The sequence below is a fragment of the Spirillospora sp. NPDC029432 genome, from assembly GCF_040703975.1.
Taxonomy (GTDB): domain Bacteria; phylum Actinomycetota; class Actinomycetes; order Streptosporangiales; family Streptosporangiaceae; genus Spirillospora.
This window is the reverse complement of sequence record NZ_JBEZWH010000062.1, coordinates 1-23,019: the sequence shown is the minus strand read 5'-3', so window position 1 is coordinate 23,019 and position 23,019 is coordinate 1. Positions and strand designations below refer to the sequence as shown.

General features: G+C 73.7%; 24 protein-coding genes. 4 read left to right on the top strand and 20 right to left on the bottom strand.

Going from position 1 to position 23,019, the window contains the following annotated elements; translation table 11 throughout:
• Nucleotides 1-10 precede the first annotated feature (10 nt).
• Nucleotides 11-571 carry a dihydrofolate reductase family protein gene (locus tag AB0881_RS33095; protein ID WP_366623364.1) on the bottom strand — a complete coding sequence of 187 codons (561 nt, stop codon included), beginning with the start codon at nucleotides 569-571 and terminating at the stop codon, nucleotides 11-13.
• A 197-nt stretch (nucleotides 572-768) separates the two neighbouring features.
• On the opposite strand from AB0881_RS33095, the gene AB0881_RS33090 reads away from it, so the two are divergent.
• On the top strand, nucleotides 769-1,749 hold the full coding sequence (locus tag AB0881_RS33090; RefSeq protein ID WP_366623362.1) for a hypothetical protein: 981 nt from the start codon (nucleotides 769-771) through the stop codon (nucleotides 1,747-1,749).
• A gap of 32 nt (nucleotides 1,750-1,781) precedes the next feature.
• Nucleotides 1,782-2,207, top strand: coding sequence for a DUF6210 family protein (locus AB0881_RS33085; protein ID WP_366623360.1), 426 nt, complete (start codon nucleotides 1,782-1,784; stop codon nucleotides 2,205-2,207).
• 17 nt (nucleotides 2,208-2,224) lie between these two features.
• Here AB0881_RS33085 and AB0881_RS33080 read toward each other — a convergent pair whose 3' ends face one another.
• The 3 genes from AB0881_RS33080 to AB0881_RS33070 are packed head-to-tail and all read right to left on the bottom strand — an operon-like array spanning nucleotide 2,225 to nucleotide 3,831.
• Entirely contained in the window at nucleotides 2,225-2,668 is a 444-nt protein-coding gene (locus AB0881_RS33080) for a Rid family hydrolase (protein ID WP_366623358.1), read from the bottom strand.
• A gap of 45 nt (nucleotides 2,669-2,713) precedes the next feature.
• Complete coding sequence (locus AB0881_RS33075) at nucleotides 2,714-2,845, bottom strand: hypothetical protein (RefSeq protein WP_366623356.1); 132 nt, start codon at nucleotides 2,843-2,845, stop codon at nucleotides 2,714-2,716.
• Nucleotides 2,842-3,831, bottom strand: a complete 990-nt coding sequence (locus AB0881_RS33070; protein ID WP_366623354.1) for a hypothetical protein — start codon at nucleotides 3,829-3,831, stop codon at nucleotides 2,842-2,844. Before AB0881_RS33070 ends, AB0881_RS33075 begins: the two co-directional genes overlap by 4 nt.
• Nucleotides 3,832-3,861: 30 nt before the next feature.
• Between AB0881_RS33070 and AB0881_RS33065 the strand changes: the two genes are divergently transcribed.
• Nucleotides 3,862-4,206, top strand: coding sequence for a hypothetical protein (locus AB0881_RS33065; RefSeq protein WP_366623352.1), 345 nt, complete (start codon nucleotides 3,862-3,864; stop codon nucleotides 4,204-4,206).
• A 45-nt stretch (nucleotides 4,207-4,251) separates the two neighbouring features.
• Here the strand turns inward: AB0881_RS33065 and AB0881_RS33060 are convergent, their stop codons facing one another.
• The 5 genes from AB0881_RS33060 to AB0881_RS33040 all read right to left on the bottom strand — a co-directional run bounded on the left by AB0881_RS33060 (nucleotide 4,252) and on the right by AB0881_RS33040 (nucleotide 7,504).
• Nucleotides 4,252-4,875 (bottom strand): HEAT repeat domain-containing protein, encoded by a 624-nt coding sequence (locus AB0881_RS33060; RefSeq protein ID WP_366623350.1) that lies wholly within the window; start codon nucleotides 4,873-4,875, stop codon nucleotides 4,252-4,254.
• A 64-nt stretch (nucleotides 4,876-4,939) separates the two neighbouring features.
• Nucleotides 4,940-5,839 (bottom strand): hypothetical protein, encoded by a 900-nt coding sequence (locus AB0881_RS33055; RefSeq protein WP_366623348.1) that lies wholly within the window; start codon nucleotides 5,837-5,839, stop codon nucleotides 4,940-4,942.
• Between the two features lie 4 nt (nucleotides 5,840-5,843).
• On the bottom strand, nucleotides 5,844-6,515 hold the full coding sequence (locus AB0881_RS33050; RefSeq protein WP_366623346.1) for a hypothetical protein: 672 nt from the start codon (nucleotides 6,513-6,515) through the stop codon (nucleotides 5,844-5,846).
• Nucleotides 6,479-7,015 (bottom strand): hypothetical protein, encoded by a 537-nt coding sequence (locus AB0881_RS33045; RefSeq protein WP_366623344.1) that lies wholly within the window; start codon nucleotides 7,013-7,015, stop codon nucleotides 6,479-6,481. Before AB0881_RS33045 ends, AB0881_RS33050 begins: the two co-directional genes overlap by 37 nt.
• Nucleotides 7,016-7,042: 27 nt before the next feature.
• Complete coding sequence (locus AB0881_RS33040; protein WP_366623342.1) at nucleotides 7,043-7,504, bottom strand: MarR family winged helix-turn-helix transcriptional regulator; 462 nt, start codon at nucleotides 7,502-7,504, stop codon at nucleotides 7,043-7,045.
• An 86-nt stretch (nucleotides 7,505-7,590) separates the two neighbouring features.
• On the opposite strand from AB0881_RS33040, the gene AB0881_RS33035 reads away from it, so the two are divergent.
• Entirely contained in the window at nucleotides 7,591-9,117 is a 1,527-nt protein-coding gene (locus AB0881_RS33035; RefSeq protein WP_366623340.1) for an MDR family MFS transporter, read from the top strand.
• On the opposite strand, the gene AB0881_RS33030 is transcribed toward AB0881_RS33035, so the two are convergent.
• The 11 genes from AB0881_RS33030 to AB0881_RS32980 all read right to left on the bottom strand — a co-directional run.
• Nucleotides 9,077-9,859: an ABC transporter permease gene (locus tag AB0881_RS33030; RefSeq protein WP_366623409.1), complete on the bottom strand. Its 783-nt coding sequence runs from the start codon at nucleotides 9,857-9,859 to the stop codon at nucleotides 9,077-9,079. The genes AB0881_RS33035 and AB0881_RS33030 overlap by 41 nt on opposite strands.
• A 2-nt stretch (nucleotides 9,860-9,861) precedes the next feature.
• Nucleotides 9,862-10,791 (bottom strand): ATP-binding cassette domain-containing protein, encoded by a 930-nt coding sequence (locus AB0881_RS33025; RefSeq protein WP_366623338.1) that lies wholly within the window; start codon nucleotides 10,789-10,791, stop codon nucleotides 9,862-9,864.
• Nucleotides 10,792-10,882: 91 nt separating this feature from the next.
• Nucleotides 10,883-11,563, bottom strand: a complete 681-nt coding sequence (locus AB0881_RS33020) for a response regulator transcription factor (protein WP_366623336.1) — start codon at nucleotides 11,561-11,563, stop codon at nucleotides 10,883-10,885.
• A gap of 140 nt (nucleotides 11,564-11,703) precedes the next feature.
• A complete protein-coding gene (locus AB0881_RS33015; RefSeq protein ID WP_366623334.1) occupies nucleotides 11,704-12,912 on the bottom strand; it encodes a histidine kinase in 1,209 nt (402 codons plus the stop codon).
• Between the two features lie 76 nt (nucleotides 12,913-12,988).
• Nucleotides 12,989-14,236 (bottom strand): Ig-like domain-containing protein, encoded by a 1,248-nt coding sequence (locus tag AB0881_RS33010; RefSeq protein WP_366623332.1) that lies wholly within the window; start codon nucleotides 14,234-14,236, stop codon nucleotides 12,989-12,991.
• 81 nt (nucleotides 14,237-14,317) lie between these two features.
• A complete protein-coding gene (gene pgl, locus AB0881_RS33005) occupies nucleotides 14,318-15,097 on the bottom strand; it encodes a 6-phosphogluconolactonase (protein WP_366623330.1) in 780 nt (259 codons plus the stop codon).
• The gene (locus AB0881_RS33000) at nucleotides 15,094-16,107 is read right to left on the bottom strand and encodes a glucose-6-phosphate dehydrogenase assembly protein OpcA (RefSeq protein WP_366623328.1); all 1,014 of its coding nucleotides are present in this window, start codon (nucleotides 16,105-16,107) and stop codon (nucleotides 15,094-15,096) included. Before AB0881_RS33000 ends, pgl begins: the two co-directional genes overlap by 4 nt.
• Nucleotide 16,108: 1 nt before the next feature.
• Nucleotides 16,109-17,635, bottom strand: coding sequence for a glucose-6-phosphate dehydrogenase (zwf, locus tag AB0881_RS32995; protein ID WP_366623326.1), 1,527 nt, complete (start codon nucleotides 17,633-17,635; stop codon nucleotides 16,109-16,111).
• Nucleotides 17,636-17,797: 162 nt separating this feature from the next.
• A complete protein-coding gene (locus AB0881_RS32990) occupies nucleotides 17,798-19,687 on the bottom strand; it encodes a glucose-6-phosphate isomerase (RefSeq protein WP_366623324.1) in 1,890 nt (629 codons plus the stop codon).
• Nucleotides 19,684-21,345, bottom strand: coding sequence for a phosphoheptose isomerase (locus AB0881_RS32985; protein ID WP_366623323.1), 1,662 nt, complete (start codon nucleotides 21,343-21,345; stop codon nucleotides 19,684-19,686). The genes AB0881_RS32990 and AB0881_RS32985 overlap by 4 nt, the downstream gene beginning before the upstream one ends.
• 142 nt (nucleotides 21,346-21,487) lie before the next feature.
• A partial coding sequence (locus AB0881_RS32980) for a glucose-6-phosphate isomerase (protein WP_366623321.1) occupies nucleotides 21,488-23,019 on the bottom strand: 1,532 nt, incomplete at its 5' end.

Below are 23,019 nucleotides of genomic sequence, written 5' to 3'. Positions count from 1 at the left end.
GGCCGCCGGATCAGGTCGTGCGGTAGCGGAGGAGGACGACGCCGTTGCGGAACGGGCGGGCCTCCACCATGCGCAGCTTGTGCGTTCCGGCGTTGTCGGTGAAGAGCCGGGCGCCGTGGCCCAGGACCACCGGATAGACGAACAGCCGGTATTCGTCGACCAGGCCCGCCGCCATGAGGCCGTGGACGAGCGTGATGCTGCCGGTGGTGACGATGTCCCGGCCCGGCCGCCCCTTCAGTGCACGGATCTCTTCGCTCAGATCTCCGCTCAGTACGGTGCTGTTCTCCCATCGCGGGTCGCGGAGTGTGCCGGAGACGACGTACTTGGCGACCTTGTTGAGGTAGTCGCTGACGCCGCTCGTGTCGCCGGTCTGGTTCGGCCAGTAGCCGCGCATGTCCTCGAACGTCGCGCGCCCGAACAGCACGGCGTCGGCCGCCGCGCTCTGCTCCCGGAGCGCCCCGACCAGGTCCGACTGGTCGGCCTCCTCGTCGTCGGCCACGCTGAACCAGCCTTCCGAGGCGTCGATGACCCCGTCGAGCGTGATGTTCTCGGTGACGATCAGGTCCCTCATCCCGGTCCCTCCGTGCGCAGGTCGTGTACGGGAAGGAAGACCGGCGCGGGCGGCCGGAATCATCGATGGCGGACCGGTTCCTCTGGGCGGTCCCCGACTTTGGTCTATCCGGAATAGCCGGGCGACGGGTGCCGGGGCGGGACGGGCGCTCGTAGCGTGTGAATCCGGGTGGCCGGGCCGGCGGAGGGGACACGGGCGTGGACGTCAAGGGGATCTCGTACACGGTCGACGACAGGCCCGAGGAGCTCGTGCGCAGGGATTTGCGCGCCATCGCCGCGGACCTGCACTGCACGACGGTGATGCTGATCGGGACCGACACGTCCCGGCAGATGAAGGCCGCGCGGTGCGCTCTGGAGATCGGGCTGGACGTCTACATCCGGCCCTACCTGCCCGACCGTCCGCGCCGCGCGCTGCTCGCCCATCTGGGGGAGGCGGCGGTGGGCGCGGAGAAGCTGCGGCTCGAGTATCCGGGCCGCGTCACGCTGCTGGTCGGCAGCGAGTTCTCGCTGACGTCCCCGGGCATGCTCCCGGGGCCGCGCGTGTTCGTCCGCCTCCAGGTGCTGGTGCGGCCGCGGCTGAGGCGGCTGTTCGACCGGCGGATCACGCGGAGGCTCAACGGGCTGCTCGCCGCCGCGCTCGCTGTCTCGCGCCGGACGTTCCAGGGGCCGGTCACGTACGCGGCGGGCGCCTGGGAACGGGTCGACTGGGACGGTTTCGACGTGGTGGGCGTCAACCTCTACCGCCAAGGCGGCGACCTCGCGGGCTACCGGGAACGGCTGCGGGCCCTGGTCCGGGAGAGCGGCAAGCCGGTGGTCATCACGGAGTTCGGGTGCGGCGCGCACGAGGGCGCGTGGCGGCGGGGGCCCGCCTCGTTCCTGATCGTGAACTGGTTCGCCGACCCGCCCCGCGTGAAGGACGGGAACGTGCGGAGCGAGCGTACGCAGGCCCGCTACCTGGCCGAACTCCTCGATCTGTACGCGGCGGAGGGCGTCCACGGCGCCTTCGTGTTCACCTTCTCCATGCCCGACTTCCCCCACCACCCCGATCCGCGCCGCGACCTGGACATGGCCGGGTTCGGCGTGGTGAAGCAGGCCGCCGACGCCCCCGACTGGGAGCCCAAGGAGGCGTTTTACGAGGTGGCGCACCATTATGGGGGCGCTGGGCCGAATACCCGTTGAGGGCGAGGCCGGGCGCCCGGAAGACTGGCGGCATGGGCGCCGAGCGGTACGTGTTCCTCGATCCCGACGGTACGGCCGGCGGCTGGCTGTACGTGATCGTCGAAGCTCCGACCGGCGTCGTCTACCAGCAGCAGTACGGCGGGACCGCCTGCCGCCAAGGCCGCCTGGAGGGCTTCCTCGTTCCGGTGCACGGGCCCGACGCCCTGGAAGAGCTCCGGCGGTTGTTCGAGAAGCACTTCCGTGGCGCCGGGACCTGGAACCACGCGTGGGCCGATGAGGAACGCCGCAGGCTGCGCGGGGCCGTCGAAGGGATCGCCTACTGGGCATGCGATGGTGACGACGAGGAGCCGGCCCCGCTGCGCCTCGACGAGACCCGGATGCCGGACGCCGACGAGGCGTGGGTGCCGGTGGCGACGCCCGACGGGCCCGGGATCCTGGTGTGGCTCAACTCCGACTGAAGGCGAGGGCGCGTGGATCAGCCGCCGGCGACCGCCACCGCGTCCACTTCGAAGAGCATGCCCGGCAGCGCGAGCGCCGCGACGCCGTTGAGGGTCTGCGTGGGCGGCCGGGCTCCCCAGATCGCCGCGATCCGCTCGCCGAGGATGCCGAGCTTCGCCTCGTCGTGCCCGACGATGAACGTGCGGAGCTGGACCACGTCCGCGTACCCGACGCCCGCGGCGGCGAGCGCGGTGCCGAGGTTGGCGAAGGACCGTTCGACCTGCTCGGCGAAGTCGTCCGACGTGACCTGGCCGTCGCCGTCGGAGGCGTACTGGCCGGCGATGAAGACCAGGTCCCCCGACGCGCGGGCGACATGGCTGTAACCGAAGCGGGCGGGGTCGTGCAGGCCCTCGGGGTTGATGATCTCGGGCATCGCTGCTCCCAGGCTGATCGTGCGGGTGACCGTGCCGATGATCTTCATGGCACGTCCACGCCAACGCCCGGGCCGCGCGATGCCTTCCCGGGATCAGCGGTGGCGGTTGCGGATCAGGAAGAGCACGGCCGCGATCAGGGCGGCCAGCGCCACGGCGACGGCGACGAGCAGGAGCCAGCCGGGGGCGTCGTTCTCGCGGGCCACGTCGGCCAGGATTCCGGTCATTCGCGTTCTCCCGTCAGATCGCCCGCGCCCGCCAGGAGGGCCAGCAGTACGGGGAATTCCAGATAGGCGTGGTAACTCGCGACGGCACCGTACAGCGTCTTGCCGCCCGCGTAGTCGGTGGCGAAGAGGACGGCGAGCAGCGCTCCGCCGGCCAGGCCCAGCAGCCATGCGCGGCGGCCGCGCAAGGCTCCGGCGCGCCGCTCGAAGCGTTCCGTCGCCGGGCGCGCGTAGCGGGGCATGAACCACACCCACACCACGTAGTGCATCGTCTGCAGGAACGCGAAGACCACGAGCAGGCGCAGCGCGAACGCGGTGTCCAGCCAGGCGGGCGGGGTGTAGGCGGCCATGAGCCGCTCCCCTCCGCCCGCGAACGCCGCGGCGGCCCCGTTCTGGTCGCCGCCGACCCAGGCGTCGAACGTCCCCGCGAGGATCAGCGCCGGGATGAGCAGCACCCACACGACGTGCGTCGCCCGGAACGCGGCGCGGCCTTGCCGCAGCTCCCGCGCCCATTCCCAGAGGAAGAACAGCGGTACGACATTGTGCAGATGCGTGAGGAAGACGAAATGGTAGGCGGGGAACGCGAGTGAGCCGCCGGCGGCCAGTACCAGGAAGGCGAGGGCGGCCACGAGCAGGGGAGCGCGGCGGCGCAGCCCCCACCAGCACGCCACGCCGAGCACGGCGTAGCCGAGCAGGATCTCGGCGGGCGCGGACCAGGAGAGCATCGGCACGAGCCGGCACAGCATGATGCCGGTGATGAGAACGACCAGGAGACCGAGGAAGCGGCCGGTGAGGATCGCGGCGAACCGCCCCGACACGTACCGGATCTCCAGCACGTTGTGCAGAATGCCGAACATGGCCAGGCCGAGCACCGTCACAGTGGCGGGCAGCCGCAGCGCGGCGACCAGCGCGGCGCCGGCCACCACGCAGAAGACGGCGATCGGGGCGGCGGGCGTCGCGGCGGCGAACGGCCGCCGGCCCGGCAGCACCTCGGCGGCGATGACCGTCCCCCTCGTCCCATGACCGGTTACCCGGCCGCGCTCGCTCTGACCCTGGCCGCGGAACTCCCCGTGTACGCCGTCGCGCTGCGCGTCCTGCTCGGCGTTCGCGTCGCGGCGGCCCTGGCGGCGGCCACCGGCGTCAACCTGGTGACACATCCGCTCGTGTGGCTGACGCTGGGCGCGGCGGCGCGGTTCCAGGGAGGGTACGAGATCGCGCTGCTCCCTGTCGAGATCGCCGCCTGGCTCACCGAGGCGGCGATCCTGTACGCACTGCTGCGGCGGCGCGGCCGGAACCTGGTCTGCGTCGCGGTGGCGGCCAACGCGGTCTCGTTCCTGGCGGGCCTGCTCGTCATCGGGATATGAGAACGGCCGTGGCGAGCGGTTCCGGCGCGCCCCCGATCGCGCCGCCTAGACCTTGACACCGTCCATGGCGCGCAGGACGGACGTGGCACGTTCCCGCAGGAACTCCTCGGCGTCCCGCTCCGCGATCGCCCGCAGGTGGGGGAGGAGGTCGCGGTACCCCGTGTACGAGGTGGCGAACACCGAGGCGTAGCGCACCCGCGCGTCCCCGTCCCGGAGGGCCGCGCCGATCCGCTGGGACACCTGCTGGTCCGGCTTGCCCGGCGCCGCCAGCCCCAGCCGCAGCACGGCCCGCCCCCGCGACCGCGGGTCGGCCGCCTGGTCGAGGGCCTGGCAGAGGTCCTGGACGGTCCAGGGCCGCAGCGTCTGGTCCGCCGTCGAGGCCAGCGTCTCGGCGACGTTCTGGGGATCGCCGGTGAAGAAGATGTATCCGATGCCGAACATCGCGTCCTGCACGTAGCGGAGCGAGCCGGTCTTGAGAGTGCGCTTTCCGAGCGTGTGCCCGTCGGCCTGCCAGACGACCTCGCCATCGGTGCCGGCCTCGCGGTCGCGTTCGGTCACGCTGACCATCGGCCACTGGAAGCCCTTGGCGAACTCATCGACATGCTCGACCGTCGTCTCGGGGCGGAGGACGCGCCGTCGCGTCGCGAAACGATCATGTGAACGAGACATGCGCGGCATTGTCCTGGTACATCTGACCCACCGCCACCGGAATGCCACATTTGGCGCACGCCCCTCACGCTGCGTCGTCCGGCTCCCGCGGCCGCAGCGCCCGCCGGAACCGCTCCGGCCGGACGCGCGGCGGCCGGACCTGCTCGTACAGCTCGGCGATGGTGAGTTCGAGTTGCGTGAATCCCAGTGGAACCCAGTGCTCGGGCAGGCAGAATTCCGCCACTCGGACCCAGAGTTCGATCAGGTGGCCGTGGGCGCCGTTCCTGTGAAGCGCGTCGAGGCAGCGTTCGATGACCTGATCGAAATGTTCCAGAAAAGTTGAATCTCCGCGGCAAATAGCCCATTCCTCAAGGAGGCAGCAAGCGGCCTGAAGATATTGTTCGGGCGTGGTCTCGGGAAGTTCGACGATTCGTTTGATGAGTATGGTTGCGCAGAGTGGTGTCTCGCTTCGCGCGCGATCCTGATAGAAATCCAAGACTCTCTGTACGAGTTCGTGGCTCATGCGACCGTTGCCGACCTTGTCGAGGATCCTTTGGAGATCTTCGATGAGACTCGCGTCTCTCGGCATCGCTCCATCCGGGAAGACGATCCGCAGGGTGAACTCGGCCAGGCTCTCCGTGTCGCCGTCGCTCGTGCGGAGGTCGACGACCGCCCAGGAGGCATTCGGAATCGGCTGGACGGCGTGGAGCAGCAGATCAGTGCTCGCGTCGCAGAGGAAGGCGCCTTCGAGCGGTAGATCGATATCGTAGCCGGCTGTACCGGAGAAGTGACGCGGAAAGGGGGTGGTGAACGTCCAGGTGAGGTTGATATTTGCACCCGTGTATGGCGGAAAAGGTCGCAACTCGAGGTCGCCGCGCGCGATTCGTGAGACCTCCACGACGGTGATGAGGTTCTGCCATGCTTCCGTGGGGAACTGGGATTTCCAGAGGAGAGCGTGCCGCCGCCAATGGTCGGCTGCGTCCACCGCATCATTGAACAACCTGGACGCGTGTGCTGTGCCCCGCGCAGAGGAACCTGAGGATGACGGCGTTGGCGCTCAGGTTGGCGCACCTGGCGATTTCGGAGATCGGTGCCGGTGCGTAATCGGCGATATCGGCTTGTGTCGGTGAGTAGAGGGCACCTGCGAGCAGGTCTCCGACGATGCTGTCCGCGATCTCCAACCGCCACGGATCGAAGGCCCGCAGAGCGGCGAAGAACTCGGCCAGGAAGTCGGCGATCGGCCGCCGCGAGACGAGGAGGGCGAAGCGCAACAGGGCTCTCAGCCGACCGACCCCCTGCCGTACGGCCTGCAAGCCGTCGACCTCGTGCAGCCGGACCAGGCGGGCGATCTCGTTGGCGACGAGCCGCGCCGTGAGGTATTCGCCGAACGTGGCGTGCAGAAACTCGTAGGTCCGCCAGCGGGTGTCCCCGTACGACGCCTGCGATTCGTGAACGAAGAAGAACCGGCCGACGATCAGCTGCGCCGGTGTGAGCCGCTCGTCCATATCCGGAGGACGAGACGCCGTGGAGCCCGAAGAGTCCAGAAGCGCGCGCAGATCCCGGTCCACCTCCTCGTCCTTGACGGCTTGGCGGCCCCGGTTGAACATCGCGATCGCGACGACGCTCAGCCGCTCCAGCTCCTTCTGGATCTCCGCGGCCATCGCGTGCGGAGGCAGCCCGGGCCGTGCAGCCGTGCCCGCACGGCCTCGCGGGGCTCGTGCGGGGCGGGGAGCGGGAGGTCCGCGCGGAGCAGTCCGTCGAGCAGTTCGCGGGCGCTCCCGCTGTCGATGACCTCGCCGGTCGCGAGGGTCAGCTGGTCGGCCCTCGCCAGTCGCAGCCTCTTCGGGTTGAACGGGAGTTCGGTCGCCTCGAACGCGTCGAAGTACGCGGTGATCACCAGGATCGAGTGGGCGGCGGCGAGCAGTTCGGTGCGGTCGCGGCCGCGGGCCGGGCCGACCTTCGCGCGCAGGTCGGCGACCAGCATGTGGGAGGCGCGGACGAATTCCGCCCGCGGGTCGAACCAGCTCAGGATCTCCTGGACGCCGGAGACGCCCAGGCCGAGCATGAGCGGGCCGGAGACGCGGTCGATGGCGCGGACGACCGCGCTCTCCTGGCCGCCGAGCAGGCGGACGGCGTCGTCGTAGCTGTACGTCCTCGGCACGCTTCGAAAGTGTGCCGAACGGATGTGTCAGACGTCCGCCGAGCCGACGAAGCGGGCGAGCAGCCGGGCGAACTCGCGGCGTTCGTCCTCGGTCCAGTCCCGCATGCCCGCGGCGAACGCGGCGCGGCGGGTGGCGCGGGCGGCCTCGACGATCTCGCGGCCCGCGTCGGTCAGTTCGAGGTGGATGCGGCGGCCGTCGGACTGGGAGGCGACGCGGCGGACGTAGCCGGCCTTGACGGCCTCGGCGACGATGCGGCTGCCGCGGGAGGCGTCCACGCCGAGGCGGGCGGCGACCAGGCCGACGTTCATCTCCTCGCCGGGACGGTCGGGGCCCTCGTCGATGACGTCGGTGACGTGCAGGACCTGCAGGTCGACCGGCAGGTTGTGCTCCCGGATGGCGGCCCGGCCCAGCCGCTGCCGGCTCATCCCGCGGCGCAGCCGGACCATGCTCCGCTCCACCGCGTCCAGCGCGTCGCCGCCCGTCGTCATGCTCCGAAGTCTAGCCGAGCGGTTGCGTCCCTCATGTAAGTGCGTTAAGCATGTATATGTCTAAAGCAGCTAATTCGGAGGCGGGCATGACCAAGGCTGGAGCGGCGGCGATGTCGCGGCGGGACCGGCTGCTGGTGTTCGGCGGGCTGATGCTGGCGAGCCTGATGTCCTCGCTGGACGCGACGATCCTCGGCACGGCGCTGCCGACGATCGTGGGGGAGCTCGGCGGCCTGGAGCGGATCGCCTGGGTGTCCACGGCGTACGTGCTGGCCACGAGCGTGACCATGCCGCTGTCGGGCAAGCTCGGGGACCTGTACGGGCGGCGCCCGGTGTTCGTGGCCGGGCTGCTGGCCTTCCTCACCGGGTCGGCGGCCTGCGGCGCGGCGCCGTCGATGGACTGGCTGATCGCGTTCCGGGCCGTCCAGGGGGCGGGCGCGGGCGCCCTGATGGCCTCGAACTTCGGGCTCGCCGCCGACCTGTTCGAGCCGCGCGAGCGGGCCAGGTACCAGGGGTACGCGGCGATCAACTTCGCGGTGTCCAGCCTCGCCGGGCCGCTGATCGGCGGGTTCTTCACCGAGCACCTGTCGTGGCGCTGGGTCTTCTACGTCAACATCCCGCTGGGCGCCATCGCCCTGGTGACGGCCCTGGTGTTCCTGCGGCTGCCCCGGCCCGAGGGCAGGCCGCCGCGCGTCGACTACCCGGGGATCCTGCTCCTCGGCGGCGCGGTCGTCTGCTTCACGCTCCTGACCAGCTGGGCCGGGACCCGGTACGGGTGGACCGACCCGGTGATCCTGGGGCTGGCGGCCGGGACGGCCGCGCTCCTCGCGCTCTGGACGGCGGCCGAACGGCGTGCCGCGGAGCCGGTGATCCCGCTCTCGCTGTTCCGGAACCGGTCGTACGCCGTGGCCTGCGCCGTGGCGCTCGCAGGAGGCGCGATCGGGTTCGCGCTGGCCACGTACCTGCCGATGTTCTTCCAGACCGTCGGGGGAGTGGGCGCCACGGACTCCGGGCTCCTGCTGCTGCCGATGATGCTCGGCCTGCTCGCCGCCTCGATGGGCGCCGGCCGCTACATCCACGCCACCGGCCGCTACCACCGGCTGCCCGCGGCGAGCATGGCGGTCGGCGCGGCCGCGATCGTGCTGCTGGCGACGATGACGGCCGGCACCGGGCCCGTCACCGCCGGGCTGTTCATGGCGGTGCTGGGCTTCGGTACCGGCCTGTCGCAGCAGGTCGTCATGCTGGTCGCGCAGCAGGCGGCGCCCAAGAGGGACATGGGCGCCGCCGGGTCGGGGGTCTTCGCCGCGAGGATGGTGGGGACCGCGGCGGGGATGGCGGTCTTCGGGGGCGTGCTCTCCAGCAGGTTCGCCACCGAGATCGCCGCGCGCGTGCCCGCCGGGACGGTCCCCGCCTACGACGACGTCGTACGGCCGGAGTTCCTGAGCACGCTGCCGGATCCGGTACGCGACGATGTCGCCCAGGCGAGCGCGGAGGCGTTCCAGGTCCTCTTCCTCACCGCGCTCCCGGTGGCCCTCGCGGGACTGGCCGCCGCGCTGCTGCTGAGGAACGTCCCGCTCACTTCACCTCCCGGCGGGAGAGGCGGACCAGGCCGATGACCAGCGGGAGCAGCAGCCACACCGCCAGCGACACGCCGATCCTGGCCCATTCTCCGGCGGTCGCGACACCTCCGGCCGGATCGGACAGGACGGCCAGCGTGCGGTTGGCGTCCAGCCACTCGGCGGGCTTCTGCAGCTTCTTGACCAGCTCGTTCAGCGTCGACCAGAGCGTGGGGATCACGAAGAACAGCACGATCGACAGCGCGGGGCTCTGCAGCAGCAGCCCGAACGCGACGCCCATGAAGACCATCGCGAGCGAGAAGACCAGCAGCCCGCCGAGCTGCGCCGGCGGGATCGACCAGTCGCCGGCCGAGCGGCCGAACGCGCCGCCCAGCGCGCGGGTCGCGGCGGCCACGGCCAGTCCGATCACCAGGAACGCCGTGGCCAGCAGGCCGGTGGCCGCCGCCTTGGCGCCGAGCACCCGGAACCGGCCGGGCACCAGGGCGAACGTGGTCAGCGCCGTCCGCTGCGACCATTCGCTGGTCACCGCCAGGATGCCGACGACCGGCAGCAGCAGCGACACCCCGGCCTGCGTGGCGACCAGCATCTCCAGCAGCGTCTGGTCCCGCTCCGGAACGGTGAAGACGATCACCGGCATCAGCGCCACCGTCGACAGCGCGATCACGATCAGCAGCCATCGCCCGGAGCGGGTGTCGGTCATCTTGCGCAGCTCGACGGCCGTCAGCCGCGCCGCCGAGGGCCGGGCCGGCTCGGTCAGGACGGCCGGCGCGGGAGCGGTCATGGTCACTTGAGGGCCTCCTCGGCCGGTACGGGAACGGAGGCCGGGACGGCGGGCGCCCCGGCGGTCAGGGACAGGAACAGCTCCTCCAGGCCGCCCCCGCCCGCCTGGCGCAGCTCGGTGAGCACGACCCCGGCCGCCGCCGCGGCGCGGCCCACGGCCTCGGCCGGCGCGTCCACCGTGAAGGCCCCCGCCCCCTCCGGACGCGCCGCCAGCCCCGCGGCCGCGAGCGCGGCGTGCAGCGCGGCGGCGTCCAGGCCGCGCACCAGCACCCCGCCCGGCGCGGCCAGCAGGTCGTCCTTGGTGCCCTGGGCGGCGATCCGGCCGCCCGAGATCACCACGAACCGGTCGGCGACCGCCTCCACCTCGCGCAGCAGGTGGGACGACAGCAGCACCGTCCCGCCCCGGTCGGCGAACTCGCGCAGCAGCGTCCGCATCCAGAAGATGCCCTCCGGGTCCAGGCCGTTGGCGGGCTCGTCCAGGATCAGCACGCTCGGGTCGCCGATCAGCGCCTGGGCGATCCCCAGCCGCTGCCGCATCCCCAGCGAGTAGCCGCCGACCCGGCGGCGGGCCGCCTTGGCCGGCAGGCCGACCCGGTCGAGCATCTGCTGGGCCCGCGCCTGCTCGACCCCGAGGACCTGGGCGGCCAGGCCCAGCGTCTCGCGGCCGGTCCGGCCCGGGTGCATGGCGGCGGCGTCCAGCAGCACGCCGACGTGCCGGCCGGGGTTGGCGATCCGGGCGTACGGGACGCCCAGCACGGTCGCCTCGCCCGCGCTCGGCGGCGTCAGCCCGCAGATCATCCGCATCGTGGTCGACTTGCCCGCCCCGTTCGGGCCGAGGAAGCCGGTGACGGTCCCGGGCTCGCAGCGGAACGACACCGCGTCGACCGCGGTGACCTCCCGGTAGCGTTTGGTCAGCTGTACGACATCGATCATGCCTTCAGGCTGCCGGGCCGGCCGGGGACCGCGCGTCGGCCGATGGTCGAGGATCCCGCGACCGAAGTCGATTCCCGCCGGGCCGAACGGATCAGGCGCCGGCGGCCGCGTCCTCGCCGCCGCTCGCGTCGTGCACGAGCAGCGCGATCTGGACCCGGTTGTTGAGCTCCAGCTTGGTCAGCATCCGCGACACGTACGCCTTCACCGTCGCCACGCTCAGCGACAGCTCCCTGCCGATCTCGCTGTTGGTACGGCCCCGCCCCACCAGCGTCGCCACCGCCCGCTCGCCGTCGCTCAGCCGGTCCAGCAGCGCGCGGGCGCGCTCCCGGCGCGGGTCCACTCCGGTGCCCGCGACGTAGGTCATCATCCGCCGCAGCACCTCCGGCGAGATCATCGGCTCGCCCGCCGCGACCTGCCGGATCGCCCGGATGATCTCCGGCGGCGGGGTGTGCTTGAGCAGGAAGCCGCTGGCCCCGGCCCGCATCGCGCGCAGGATGTGGTCGTCGGTGTCGAACGTGGTCAGGATGATGATCTCGGGCGGCTCGCGGCGCGCGCGCAGCCGCTCGGTGGCCGCCAGCCCGTCCAGCCGCGGCATCCGGATGTCCATCAGCACCACGTCGGGGCGGTGCTCGTTCACCGCGGGCAGCACCTCGGTCCCGTCGGCGACGTCGGCCACCACCGCCAGGTCGTCGGCGGCGGCCAGCATCATCGACAGCCCGGCGCGCACCAGCGCGTCGTCGTCCACGATCAGCACCCGGATGGGGGAGTCCATCCGGCCACCCTACTGAGAGCCGGTCACCGCCCGTGCGCGGGCGCGCGCAGCGCCGACCGGCGCGGCGGCGAGACGGCCGGGTCGGGCGCTCGCGGGTGCGGGCCGGCCGCTCCTCGATCGCCCGCCGCCGGACACGGTGGTCAGGGGGCGTCGGCGGGGTCGGGCGGTGGCGGGAGACGGGCATGGAGGCGGAAGCGGCCGTCGCCGGTGCGGCCGTGGTCCAGCGTGCCGCCGAGGATGTCCACCCGCTCGCGCAGGCCCAGGAGTCCCGCGCCCGCGCCGGGCAGATCCAGCGCGCGGGCCGGGCCCGGCGGCAGCGGGTTGGTGATCTCGATGTCCAGGCCGCCGCCCTCGGCGGGCCCGATCGCGACATGGACGCGGGCGCCCGGCGCGTGCTTGCGCGCGTTCGTGAGACCCTCCTGGACGATCCGGTACGCGTGCCGCCCGATCCGGGACGGGACCGCGCCGGGCTCGGGCACGCGGTCGTCCAGCGTGACATGGGCCCCGGTCCGCCGGGACTCCTGGACGAGCGACGGGACGTCGGCGAGCGTCGGCTGCGGCCGCTCGGCGCCCTCCGTGCCCTCCGTGCCCTCGCCACCCGGCTCGCCGGGCCCCGGCGGCGGCCCGCGCAGGAGGCCGAGGACCTCGCGCAGATCCTCCATCGCCTCGTACGCGCTGCGGCGGATCACCCCCGCCGCCTCGCGCTGGTCGGCGGGCGCGTCGGCGTGGAACTCCAGCGCCCCGGCGTGCACCGCCAGCAGCGAGATCCGGTGCGCCAGCACGTCGTGCATCTCCCGGGCGATCCGCTCGCGCTCCAGGTGGCGGGCCTCCTCCACGCGCAGCCGCTGGCCCTCCTCGGCCTGCCGGGCGCGCTCCTCCAGCGACTCGATCAGCTGCCGCCGGGACCGGATCAGCAGCCCGGTGCTGATCAGGACCGCGTACCCGAGCGGGAACACGATCATCGACTCGATCCGCTCCTGCCTGCTGAGCGAGGGCACCACCAGGAACGTGACCGTGATGATCGACAGGTTGAGCGCGGTCACCGCCGCCGTGGCCCGCCAGCCGCGGTTGACCGCCACGGTGAACACCGCCATCGCGGTCGCGCCCCAGGCCGAGGAGGCGAACAGGCCGGCGGCCGTCAGGACCAGGCAGATCCGCACCGGCCAGCGCCGCCGGAAGGCCACCAGCACCGTGCACGCGATCGCGCCGATCACCAGGTCCCGGACGAGGTGGGCCTCGCCCGGGTCGGGGTAGGTCTGCCGGGCGCCCTCCAGGACGAGCAGGCCGAGCGCCGCGGCCAGCACCGCGATGCTCGCCTCGCGCACCAGGAAGAGCCTGCGGAGCCTCACGGTGCCAACGCTATCCAGCCCCGGCCCGCCCGGCACCGGCCGCAGGTCGGTGCCGCCACCGACTTTGGTCGGTACGTCAGCCAAGGGGCAGGCCCTGAACGGGCTTGCCGAGGGCGCTCCCGGCGACCCAGTCCTCCCACGACTTGGCCCACGGCGTCGGGCCGTTCCCGAACTCCAGCTTCCGCGTCGTCCCGCGGACCTCGATGACGTCGCCGCGGTTGGTGAAGTCGTAGAACCACTTGGCGTCGCCGGGGGAGGCGTTCACGCAGCCGTGGCTGACGTTCGCGCTGCCCTGCGAGCCGGTCGACCAGGGCGCCGAGTGGATGAACGTGCCGCTGTAGGTCATCCGGACGTTCCACTTGGTCGGCGTCCGGTACTCGCCCGGGTTCCCCGTGGTGGCCGAGTCCATGACCATCTTCGCCTGCTTCTCCTGCGCGATCATCGAGCCGGAGTAGCTGTCGTCGCCGGGCTTGCCGAGGCTGACCTTCATCGTCCGCACGGTCCTGTCGCCGTCGGTCACGGTCGCCCGGTACTTCTTGGCGTCGATCCGGGTGACGTGCTTCGGGCCGACCGTGAAGTTCAGCGTGCGGTCCTTCATGCCGTACAGGCCCTCGCCCGCCCTCACGCCGGCGAGATGCGCGACGACCTGGACCTTCTGCCCGGCGGGCCAGTACTCGCGGGGCCGGAAGTCGACCTCCTTGTCGCTGATCCAGTACCAGGCGCCCTCGACCGGCGTGGACATCCTGACCTGCAGCGAGCGCTCGACCGCGGCCTTGCCCTCCTTGGTCGTCACCGGCCTGCTCAGCAGCAGCTGGATCGGCATCCCCACGCCGACCTTCTCGCCCTCCAGCGGCGACATGCCGCTCTCCAGCTTCTGCTTCGGGGTGAGCGTGGTGAACGTGGACGTCGACGTCATCGGCTTGCCGCCGTCCGCCTCACCCTTGGCGGTGACGGTGTACGTCGTCGCCGGCCGCAGGCCCCAGGTCGTCCGCCAGGACGCGCCGTTCTCCGCCAGCGCGCCCTCGGCCTTGCGGCCCTTGGCGTCCGCGACCGTGACGCTCGTCAGCTTCCCGCCGTCCGCCTTCACCGTCACCGGCTGGTCGGGGGCCACCTCGCGGGCGCCGTTCGCCGGGGTGACGGCCACCTTTCCGGCGGGGGAGCCGTCCCCGCCCGATCCGCCACCGCCGGACGAGCACCCGGCGGCCACCACGGCGACCGCGCAGCCCGCCGCCGCGACGGCCCTGGCCCGCCTCGCCGCGATCCCCTTCGCTCCGACCCTGCCTGACGTGATCGCCCGGCCCATGAGCACTTCGGACCTCCTCAACGCTCGGAGTCTCGCCCCGCGGAAGGGCCTTCCCCCGCCCGCCAGACTATGCCGGGCGGGCGGGGGCGAGCGTCGGATCGGTCAGGGCGAGGCGATGCGCTGGATGCCGGGAGGCAGCCGCCCGGCCGCCGCCCGGTCCAGGAGGAACAGCGTCCGGAGCCGCCCGCGCGCGCCCGCGACCGGGACCTGAACCGGGCCGGCGCCCGACAGCCCCATCCGGACCGCGCCGGCCTTGCCCTCGCCCGCCGCCAGCACCCAGACCTCCTGCGCGGCCTGGATCGACGGCAGCGTCAGCGAGATCCGGGTCGGCGGGGGCTTGGGCGCGCCCCGCACCGCCACCACCGGGCGCTCGTCGTACAGCGCCGGCATCTCCGGGAACAGCGACGCCACGTGCGCGTCCGGCCCCATGCCGAGCATCAGGATGTCGAACGACGGCACCGGCCCGTGGTCCTCGGGACGGGCCGCCGCGCGCAGCTCGGCCGCGTAGCGGGCCGCCGCCGCCTCCGGATCGGCGCCGTCCGGACCATCGGTGGACGGCATCGGGTGCACCCGCGCCGGGTCGGCGCCCACGTGGTCGAGCAGCGCCTCGCGCGCGCCCGTCTCGTTGCGCTCGGGGTCGCCGGACGGCAGGAACCGCTCGTCGCCCCACCAGATGTCCAGCCGCGACCAGTCGATCGCGTCGCGCGCTCCGTTGGCGGCCAGCTCGGCGAGCACGGCCGTGCCCACCCCGCCGCCGGTGAGGACGATCGACGCGGCGCCGCGCGCCGCCTGCACGTCCACCACCCGGGTGACCAGCCGCGCCGCCGCGGCCTTGGCCAGCAGCTCCTGGTCGCGGTGGACCAGGACGGACGGCGGCGTCACTTCCGCTCGCCCTCGGCGCGCGCCTCGGCGGCCGCCGGGCCGGCCTCCGCCGCCTCGGGCGCCGACACCGCGTCCGGGTGGCCGGGCCGCTCGACGACCGAGGCCAGGTCCTTGGCGAAGCGCGCCGCCGCGTCGTGGTACACCTCGTCCGGGTCCAGCCGGCGCAGCTCCTCGGCCAGCAGCTCCGGCAGCGGCCGCCGCATCAGCGACACCTGCCGGTCCGGCTGCTCCGGCCGCGACAGCGTCGCCACCCGGCCGTCCGGCCGGGAGACGCCGATGTCGCCGGCGACCGTGGTCAGCCGCACGCCGGTGATCCCCGGCCCCTCGGACACCACCCGCGACACCGGCACCCCGAGCCGCACCGCCAGCCACGCGGCCAGCAGCTCGGCGCTCGGGCTGTCGGCCTCGGCCGCGACCTCGCCGGACACGATCTCGTCGTGGTCCTGGTCGAGCGCGGCCGCCAGCAGCGCCCGCCACGAGGTCAGCCGCGTCCAGGTGAAGTCGGTGTCGCCCGGCTTGTACGCGTTGGCCAGCCGCGCCAGCGTGCCCAGCCGGTCGCGCGCCGCGTACGAGTCGGTGACCCGCCGCTGCGCCAGCCGCCCCAGCGGGTCCTCGCTCGGCGCCGGCGGCACCTTGCCGCCCGGCCACCACGTCACCACCGGCGTGTCGGGCATCAGCAGCGGCACCACCACCGAGTCGGCGTGCAGCGCCAGCGGCCCGTACATCCGCAGCAGCACGGTCTCGCCGGGCCCGGTCTCGCCCATCCTGATCTCGGCGTCCAGCCGGGACGAGTTGCCCCGCGAGTCCCGGGAGATCACCGTCAGCACCCGGCAGGGGTGCTCGCGGGCCGCCTCCGTCGCCGCCCGGACGGCGTCGTACTGCGCCGACTCGTCGGTCACGATGATCAGGGTCAGCACCATGCCGACGGCCGGGCCGCCCATCAGGTGCCGGGCCTGGGTCAGCGCGTCCTGGATCCGGCGGGTGCTGGTGTTGGTGAGATCGATGTTCAACTTAGAGTCGCCTCCATGCGCGGCCGTCGCGGGCCATCAGCTCGTCGGCGCTGTCGGGGCCGTACCCGCCGGACTTGTACTGGTCGACCGTGCCCTGCGCCGCCCAGTGCTCCTCGATCGGGTCGAGGATCTTCCAGGACAGCTCGACCTCCTCCTGGCGGGGGAACAGCGGCGGGTCGCCGATCAGCACGTCCAGCAGGAGCCGCTCGTACGCCTCGGGGGAGGACTCGGTGAACGACTCGCCGTAGGCGAAGTCCATGTTGACGTCGCGGATCTCCATCGAGGTGCCGGGCACCTTGGAACCGAACCGGACCGTGATGCCCTCGTCCGGCTGGACCCGCATGACCAGCGCGTTCTCGCCCAGCTCCTCGGTGTCGGTCTGCGAGAACGGCAGGTGCGGCGCCTGCTGGAACACCAGCGCCACCTCGGTCACCCGCCGGCTGAGCCGCTTGCCGGTGCGCAGGTAGAACGGCACCCCGGCCCAGCGCCGGTTGTCGATCTCCAGCTTGACCGCGGCGTACGTCTCGGTCCGGGAGCTCTCCGGGATGCCCTCCTCCTCCAGGTAGCCCCTGACGTTCACGCCGCCCTGCCAGCCCGCCGAGTACTGGCCGCGCGCGGTGGCCCGGTCCAGCTCGCCCGGCACCCGCACCGACGACAGGATCTTGGCCTTCTCGGCGCGGACGGCCTCCGCGCTGAACGACGTCGGCTCCTCCATCGCCGTCAGGGCCAGCAGCTGGAGCAGGTGGTTCTGGATGACGTCGCGGGCGGCGCCGATGCCGTCGTAGTAGCCGGCGCGGCCGCCGATGCCGATGTCCTCGGCCATCGTGATCTGCACGTGGTCGACGTACGACCGGTTCCAGATCGGCTCGAACATCGTGTTGGCGAACCGCAGCGCCAGGATGTTCTGCACGGTCTCCTTGCCGAGGTAGTGGTCGATCCGGAAGATCGACTCCTCGGGGAAGACGCGGTGCACGGTGTCGTTCAGGTCCTTGGCGCTCGCCAGGTCGTGGCCGAACGGCTTCTCCACCACCACCCGGCGCCAGGAGCCCTCGCCGTGCTCGGCCAGCCCGCTGCGCTGCAGCTGCTCCACCACCTGCGGGAAGAACTTGGGCGGGATCGACAGGTAGAACGCGTAGTTGCCGCCCGTCCCGCGGCTCTCGTCCAGCTCCTTGACCGCCATCGCGAGCGCGTCGAACGCCCCGGGGTCGTGGAACTCGCCGGGCACGAAGTGCATGCCCTCCGAGAGATGCGTCCAGACGTCCTCGCGGAACGGCGTCCGCGCGTGCTGCTTGACCGACTCGTACGCGATCTGCCGGAAGTCCTGGTGGTCCCAGTCGCGGCGGGCGAAGCCCACCAGCGAGAAGCCCGGCGGCAGCAGCCCGCGGTTGGCCAGGTCGTAGATGGCCGGCAGCAGCTTCTTGCGCGACAGGTCTCCGGTCACCCCGAAAAGCACCAGCACGCACGGGCCCGCCACCCTCGGAAGCCGCTTGTCCCGGGGATCCCGGAGCGGATTGGGTGTCTTGGTCACGTGACGGCCCCCTCTTCTAGCACCATGCCGTGGAGCCTTCCTGCCCACGCTGGCGTCCCTATGCAAGTCGTCCCTATGCGACAAGTCATACGTATGTGATGTGTCATCCGGCCGCCTCGCGGGGGTGCCGGGCCGGGAACCCGTGCCGGCGAGCCCACCACCTCACCGCCCTCCCCGGGCGGACTCCAGCAGCCGGGCCAGACCCGCCCATCGATCCCGCAGGTGCAGCCGGACCACCGGCCGGCCGCCGCGCGCCGCGGCGCGGGCCTCGCCGAGGGCGCGCGCCACCTGCAGCGGGCCGAGCCGCTGGTGCCGGCCCGGAACCGGTACGTCGTGGACGACGTTCCCGGTCACCACCAGGTATACGCCCTTCTCCCGGTGATCATTCCCGATCGCCGGGTAACGGTGGCCCCAGCTGATCGTCACGGGCCGGGCGCAGCGCGCGGCCAGCACCGCGGCCAGCCGCCTGACCTGCGCGCCCTGCCCGCGCTCGGGGTCGGGGTCCAGATGGGCGACGATCGCCAGGTGCCCGTCCGAGGCGGCCCGCCGGACCACCGCGTCCAGCAGCCCGGCCAGGTCCGCCGCCGCGGCGAACGCCGGGTCGGCGGTGTGCACCTCCACGGCCTGCCCGGGATCCCCCTCGGCGAACATCACCGGGTCCGGCGCGGCCTCGGCGGGGTCGCGCTCGGGCGCCCGCAGCGGGTCGATGTCCAGCAGGTGCGCGGCCACGGCGGCGGCGTACTCCCACAGGACGAGCTGCGCGGCCAGCGGACCGGACACGGTCGCGTCGTCCTGCCGCGGCCGCCCCTCCAGCGTCACCAGGAACAGGTCGTCGTCGGGGACCACCGGCAGCCCGCCGTGCTGCACCACCGGCAGCAGCCGACCGCCGGTCGCCTCCGCCAGCAGCGGCGCGATCCAGTCGGCCGTACCGGGCGCGGCCGAGTCCGCGGACCCGGCGAGGTCCGCCGGATAGCCGCCGAGCACCATCGTCTCCCGGCCCGAGCGGACCGCGCCGCCCAGGATGGCGCCCAGCACCAGGCCGGGGTTGTTCTCCGGGCGGGTCAGCGAGGGCAGCACCCGCGCCGCGCCGTCCAGCAGCGCCGCCACGTCGGCGCCCGCCAGCCCGGCCGGGACCAGCGCGTACGGCGACAGCGCGCCGAACGCGGTCGGCTCGGGCGCCTCGATCAGCGGGTGCCCGGCGTCGGCGGCCTTCTTGGCCGGCACGCCGCCCGGGGCGGTCACCACGACGAACCGCCGCGCGATCTCCTCCGGGGCGAGGTCCAGATCCTGGAACAGCTGGACGAAGACCCGCCGCAGCGTGTCGGTGGCCTGGTCGTTGCCCGCCACGACGACCAGCGTCCGGCGCAGCCGCTCCCGGTCGCCGGCCACCCGCAGCAGCGGGCCCGGCTCGAGGCCGTCCAGCACGGTCAGCGACATGCCGCCCGGCCCGCGCGGCGGCCCGGCTGGCCAGGACGCGGTCTCGAACGCCCCCACGGCCGCGGCGGCGCCCGGCGGGACCTCGATCCCGTCCGCGCCGGTGCCGTCCGCGCCGGTCCCATCTGTGCCGGTCCCGTCCGCGTCGATCCCGTCCGCGCCGACCTCATCCGTGCCGGTGCCGTCCGCGCCGCCCTCGCCGCCGCCCGCGTCCGCGTCCCCGTCCTCGGAAGGCGCGGCCCGCCCGGCCGCCGCCTCGGCCTCCGCCTCCGCGTGCAGCGCGGCGAAATGCCGGAAGACCAGCTCGGCGGCGCGGGCCGGGGCGCCGCGGCCCAGCAGCGCCACCTCGGTCAGCCCGTCGGCCTCCGCCGCGGCGCGCAGCTCGGCGATCCGGTCCAGCAGCGCCCGGGACGGGCCCGGCTGGCCGGGCCAGCACAGCTGCCGGCCGTCCTGCCCGGCCCGCGCGGCCGACGGGAACAGCGCCGGATCCTCCGACGCCAGCCGGACCGGGATCTGGTCGATCCACAGCCGGCCCAGCATGCGCTCGGCGGCCTCACGGATCGGGCCGCGGGCCGTGATGGACGCCTTTCCGGAGACGACCGCCGTGTAGGTCGTCACGCCCGCGCCGCCGTCCGTACCGCCTCGGTGAGCCGGCCCGCGCCCGCCACCGGGTCGCGCAGGTGCAGCCGGACGACCGGCAGGCCGCGCCGGCGCAGCGCGCGGACCTCGGCCATCGCCCGCGCCAGCCGCACCTGGCCCAGCGTGTACGGGCGGCCCGGCACCGGCAGGTCGGCGAACGCGTCGCCCGCCGGCGGCTCCCCGGTGACGATCAGGAACGCGCCGCTGCCCGGCCCGTCCTTGTGCACCGCTCCGGTGGCGTGCAGATGCCCCGGGCCCGGCCCGTACGACACCGGGCGGCCGCGGCGGCGGGCCAGCGCGGGCGCCAGGTAGCGGCCGGAGAAGTCGCCCGACAGGTACGTCACGATCGACAGGTAGCCGTCGTCGGGGACCGAGCCCAGCAGCACGTCCAGCGCCCCGGGCACGTCCCGGCCGCCCATTCCGGCGCCGGACGGCCACCCCAGGTCGGTGTGCACCTCGATGTCGCCGTCGACCAGGACGGGCGGATCGCCGGGCAGCGGACCGCCGGCGGCCGTCCGCAGCAGCGTCGCGGCGTCGTCCTCGGCCTCCTGCACCACCGTGCTCCCCGGCTCGAACGGGTTGACGCCCAGCAGCCAGCCGGTCACCGCGGCCGCGTACTCCCAGAGCAGGAACTGCGCGCCCAGCGGCGCCCACAGCGAGGTGTCGGCCTCGTTCTGCGCGTCCCGCGGGTTGATCGCGATCTCGTGCGCGTCGCCGAGCCCGGACTCGGGCATCCCCGGCGGATCGAACACCAGCACGCCGCGGCCGCGCTTGCCCGTGCCGACCGACAGCAGGTGCGAGATCCACGCCGGCAGCGCGCCGGACCCGCCCGGCTCGCGCAGCACCAGCTTGTCGCGGGCGACGCCGCCCTCGCCCTGCTGCGCGCAGCCGCCGAGGATCGCCCCCAGCAGCAGCCCGGGGTTGTCGTCGTCCTTGCCCAGCGACGGCGCCAGCGTCGCCGCCTCCTCCAGCAGCCCGAGCGCGTCGGCGCCCGCCAGCACCGAGGGCACCAGCCCGTACGCCGACAGCGCGCTGTAGTGGCCGGGCAGGTACGGGTCGGTGAGGCCGATCCGGAACCCGCTCTGCCGCGCGAAGTCGTGCAGCGGGCTGCCGTGGTCGGTGATGACCAGGAACCGCCCGGAGATCTCCCGCTCGGACAGCCCGTGCCGGCGGAACGCGTCGGAGAAGATCCGCCGGTACGCGTCGCCCTCCAGCGACACGCCGGACTTGCTGGACAGCACCACCAGCGTGCGGTCGAGCCGGTGCAGCGCCCGGCCCAGCGCGGCGGTGTCGCCGCCGTCGAGGACGGTCAGCTCACCGGCCGCGGACCCGGCCGGCTGCGCCGCCATGATCGCCTCGGCGGCCATGCTCTCCGCGCCCAGCCCGATCAGCACGATGTGGTCGAGGCCGGAGTAGCGGACCTCCCCGATCAGCCCCTCGATCTGGTCGAGCAGGCCGCGGGAGGCGTAGGGCAGGTCGAGCCAGCCCAGCCGGCTGTGGTCGACCGTCCGCCGCCCCCACAGCCGCGGGTCCTTGGCGGCCAGCGCGCCCGGCACGCCGCAGCTCACCAGGTAGTCGCGCGCCTGCAGCGCCGAGTCGAGCACGTCGCCGCGCGTCAGTACGTCGAATCCGGACACCCGTCCCTCCTGGCTTCCTCCCCGGCTCCCTATCGTTCCAGGATTGAACGGGCGTCCGCGACCTTCTCCGCGATCTTCTGGTTCCGCAACGTGAGATACCGCGCGCCGATTCCGCCCCGCCGCGCGCCGTTCACGGGACGTCTCAGGAGGTGAGCGCCTTGGTCAGCTGGGCGAGGCCGTCGACGCGGTCGCGCAGATGCAGCCGCACGACCGGGCGGCCGATCGAGCGCAGCGTCCGCATGTCGCCGTACGCCTGCGCGCGCTGCAGCTCGCCGAGCGTGTACGGCCGGCCCGGCACCGGGAGATCGCCGGCGACCTCGCCGGTGATCTGCAGGAACACCCCGCCGCGCGGGCCGCCCTTGTGGAACTGGCCGGCGGCGTGCAGGCAGCGCGGCGCCCACCCGAACGTGACCGGGACCGGATTCTTGCGGACCGCGGCGCCCCGGTCGGCCAGCAGCGAACGCATCCCCGCCGCGTCCGGGTCGCCCCAGCGGTCCAGGAACGCCGTCACCGCCAGGTAGCCGCGGTCGGGGACCGCGCCCAGCAGCGCCTCCAGCGCCCCCGCCAGGTCCCGGGCGCCCTTCAGCAGCCCGCCCGGGTCGTGCACCTCCACGGCGTCCGACACCAGCGCCGGCGGCCGGTTGACCACCGTCGGCCCCGCGCCGTCCTCCGACCGCAGCAGCCCGGCGGTGTCGTCCCGCGAGGCCCGCACGTCCGGCTCGTCGAACGGGTTGACGCCGATGACCCGGCCCGCCACGGCGACCGCGTACTCCCACAGCAGGAACTGCGCGCCCAGCGGCCCCGCGACGACCAGCCCGGCCTCCCGGCCCGGCCCCGGCGCGTCGGCCCGGCTGCCCAGCAGCACCCGGCAGTGGCCGGGGGCCGCGGTGAAGCCCGGCGCGTCCACGCTCTCGACCACGACCGGCAGCAGGCCCTTGCCGCCCTTGCCGGTCGACTCGGCGACCAGGTGCTCGGCCCAGCCGGCGAAGCCCGCCAGCCCCGAGCTGTGATCGGCGATCACCAGCTTGTCGCGGCCGGCCAGCGCCGCGGCGCCCAGCGCGGCGCCCAGCGCGAGCGCGGGATTGTCGTAGGGCTGGCGGAGCGCCGGCGCCAGCGCCGCCGCCTCCTCCAGCAGCCGCGCCACGTCCGCGCCCGCCAGCGCGCTCGGCACCAGGCCGGGCGCGCCCAGCGCGGCGTACCGGCCGCCGGTGTCGGCGTCGGCGAGCACCAGCCGGTACCCGGCGTCGCGCGCGAGCGCCTCCAGCGGCGACCCCGGCGCGGTGACGGCGATGAACCGGCCGGCCAGCTCGGCGCCGGTGATCCCGGCCCGGCGGAACGCCTCCTCGAAGATCCGGCGGTGCGCGTCGGTCTCGATCGAGGTCCCGCTCAGGCTGGACACCACGACGAGCGTGCGGGCCAGCCGCTCGTCCTCCAGCGCCGCCCTGGCCTGGTGCGGGTCGGAGCCGTCCAGGACGGTCAGCTCCACCCCCGCGGTACGGGTGACCGCCTCGGCGGCGAGCGCGGACCCGCCCGCGCCGGCCAGCACGACCCGGTCGAGCCCCGCGCCGCGCGCCTCGCCCGCCAGCTCGGCCAGCCGGCCGGGCAGCGGGCGCGAGCGCGCGGGCAGGTCGAGCCAGCCCAGCCGGCGGGCGGCGGTCGCGGCGGCGTCCGGCC